Source organism: Falsiroseomonas oryzae, assembly GCF_027856955.1.
GTDB lineage: Bacteria > Pseudomonadota > Alphaproteobacteria > Acetobacterales > Acetobacteraceae > Falsiroseomonas > Falsiroseomonas oryzae.
In genome coordinates, this window is sequence record NZ_JAPSMD010000584.1 from 1 (window position 1) to 2,696 (window position 2,696).

Here is a 2,696-nt window from a genome sequence, read left to right on the forward strand (position 1 = left end):
CACCACCGCCGCCACCCGTCGCCCCAACTGCCGCCGCTGCGGTTGCACAGCCGCCGGGTCCCCCCGCCGACGGCGCCCTGCTCGACGCCTTCCTGCGCGGCGCGGGCATGGCCGGCGCGCGCATCGAGGATCCGGCCGCCACGATGGAGGCGCTCGGCGCCGCCTTCCGCGCGCTGGTCGGCGGGCTGCGCTCCGTGCTGATCGCGCGCGCCGCCATCAAGGGCGAGTTCCGCATCGAGCAGACGATGATCCGCGCGCGCGGCAACAACCCGTTGAAGTTCTCGGCCGATGACGACGACGCGCTCTCGGCCCTGCTCAACGCCGGGCGGCGCACCTCGATGGGCCCGGCCGAGGCGGTGGCGGAGGCGCTGCGCGACGTGAAGCTGCACGAGCTCGCCTCGGTCGCCGCCATGCAGGCCGCGCTGCGCGACGTGCTGAACCGCCTCTCGCCGGATGCGGCGCAGGCCGCGGCCGGCGGCGGGCTGCTGCCGATGCAGAAGAAGGCGCGCGCCTTCGAGGCCTTCGAGGCGCAGCACGCCGCCTTCGTCGCAGCCCTCTCGGACGACTTCGACAGCGTCTTCGGCAAGGCCTTCGCGCGGGCCTACGAGGACGCGCTGCGCGAGGCCGCCGCACGACCGGAGGAACCATGAGCACCACCCGCCGCGCCGGCCTCGCCGCCCTGCTCGCGCTGGCCGCCTGCGCCAGCCCGCCGCCGCCGCCCGCCGTCGTGACGCTCGAGATCGAGGGCACCGCGGAGCAGAACCCGGACACGACGGGCCGCGCCTCTCCGGTCGCGCTGCAGATCTACCTGCTGAACGCCACCGCGAAGTTCGAGCGCGGCGACGTCTTCGCGCTGACCGAGCGCGAGCGCGACACGCTCGGCACCGACAGTGCCGGGTCGGAGCAGTTCGTGATCGCGCCCGGGGAACGCCGCACCGTGGTGCGGGAGGTCCGCCAGGGCGTGCAGGCCATCGGCATCGTCGCGCTGTTCCGCGACGTGGACACCGGCGCGACCTGGCGCGCGGTGCGGCCGATCGCGACCAGCGGCCCGACCACCATCCGCATCCGGCTGGAGCGCAACGCCGTGGTCGCGACGGGCGGCTGACGCGGCCCGCGACAAGCGGGGGTTGAATTGGCTTACCGCCCGCTCGCGATGCTGATAGCCTTCCCGCATCCAGAGGGGGGTTCCGCAGGGATGGGCCGCGCACCGTGACCTGGTCGAGCCGCGTGATCTGGCAGGAAGGGATGTTCCTGCGCGCGCAGCACTTCCAGCAGCAGGATCGCTGGCTGGAAAGCCTGGTGCGCGGCGCCTTCCGCCCGCTGCGCGCGCATCCCTGGGGCGTTGCGGAGCTCACCCTGGACCGCGACCTGCTCGCCGCCGGCCGTTTCGCGGTGGGCAGCGCCGCCGGCCTGTTCGAGGACGGCACCGCCTTCGCCATCCCCGCCGAGGCCGACCACCCCGCGCCGCTCGAACTGCCGGAGAACACGCGCAACGCGCTGGTCCACCTGGCGCTGCCGATCCGCCAGCCCGGCGCGCCGGAGGTGGCCGGGCCGGAAGGCGAGGGCCGCTACGGCGCGCATCCCTTCGGCGCCTACGACACCCACTCCGCCTCCCCTCAGCCGGCGGAGATCCAGGTCGGCAAGCTGCGCATGCGCTACATGCTGGATGGCGAGGACCGCTCCGGCTACCTCTGCATCGGCCTCGCCCGCGTGGTGGAGGTGACGGCGACACGCCAGGTCGTGCTGGACGAGCGCTGGATCCCGCCCGCGCTCGTCGCCTCCGCCGTGCAGCCCCTGGCCGGGCTGATCGCGGAGCTCGCCGGCATGCTGAACCAGCGCGGCGAGGCTCTGGCCGGCCGGCTCAACGCACCCGGCGCGCGCGGCGTGGCGGAGGTGGCGGACTTCCTGCTGCTGCAATCCGTCAACCGCTGGCAGAAGCTGCTGATGCACTGGGGCGATTCCGGCGCCGTCCACCCGGAGGAGCTGTACGCGACCCTGGTGCAGATGGCCGGCGAGTTCGCGACCTTCACGGAGAGCACGCGCCGCCCCAGCGCCTATCCCGCCTACCGGCACGAGGACCTGCAGCGCAGCTTCGCGCCCGTGGTGGCCGACCTGCGCCGCTCGCTCTCCGCCGTGATCGAGCAGACCGCGGTGGCCATCCCGCTGCAGGAGCGCAAGCACGGCGTGCGCGTCGGACCGCTGACCGACCGCTCCATCCTGCGCGCCGCGTCCTTCGTGCTGTCGGTGCAGGCGGACATGCCGGCCGAGCAGCTGCGGCGGCTGTTCCCCTCCCAGGTCAAGATCGGCGCGGCGGAATACATCCGCGAATTGGTGACGGTTGCGATGCCCGGCATCTCGGTGCGTCCGCTGCCGGTCGCGCCGCGACAGATCCCCTTCTACGCGGGCGCGGTCTATTTCGAGCTCGATCGCGGCAGCCCGCACTGGGCGCACATGCAGAATTCCGGCGGCTTCGCGATCCATGTCTCCGGCGAGTTCCCCAACCTGCGGCTCGAGCTCTGGGCGATCCGCGGCTAGCGCACACGGCGTGAGCGGGAGGAAAGGTTGAGCGACAACCCGTTCAGCGAGCCCGAAGCGGACCGCACGGTCATCCGCCCGGCACCCGGCGGCCGCGCCGCGCCCCCGAAGCCCGCCGCGGGCGGCTTCGGCGCGCAGACGCAACCGCCCGCCGCGCCTGC

Annotated in this window: 3 protein-coding genes; all 3 read left to right on the forward strand. The window is 73.9% G+C overall.

Going from position 1 to position 2,696, the window contains the following annotated elements; all coding sequences use genetic code 11:
• Nucleotides 1-650: type VI secretion system-associated FHA domain protein TagH (gene tagH, locus OZN99_RS29205; RefSeq protein WP_270938729.1), on the forward strand; the 650-nt coding region annotated here is incomplete at its 5' end.
• Nucleotides 647-1,105 carry a type VI secretion system lipoprotein TssJ gene (gene tssJ, locus OZN99_RS29210; protein ID WP_270938730.1) on the forward strand — a complete coding sequence of 153 codons (459 nt, stop codon included), beginning with the start codon at nucleotides 647-649 and terminating at the stop codon, nucleotides 1,103-1,105. The genes tagH and tssJ, both read left to right, overlap by 4 nt.
• Nucleotides 1,106-1,209: 104 nt before the next feature.
• Nucleotides 1,210-2,535 carry a type VI secretion system baseplate subunit TssK gene (gene tssK, locus OZN99_RS29215; RefSeq protein ID WP_270938731.1) on the forward strand — a complete coding sequence of 442 codons (1,326 nt, stop codon included), beginning with the start codon at nucleotides 1,210-1,212 and terminating at the stop codon, nucleotides 2,533-2,535.
• Nucleotides 2,536-2,696: the final 161 nt, after the last annotated feature.

What these genes read in the sequence shown, in the direction of transcription:
- tssJ (WP_270938730.1), top strand. Translation starts at nt 647, where the DNA reads ATGAGCACCACCCGCCGCGCCGGCCTCGCCGCCCTGCTCGCGCTGGCC.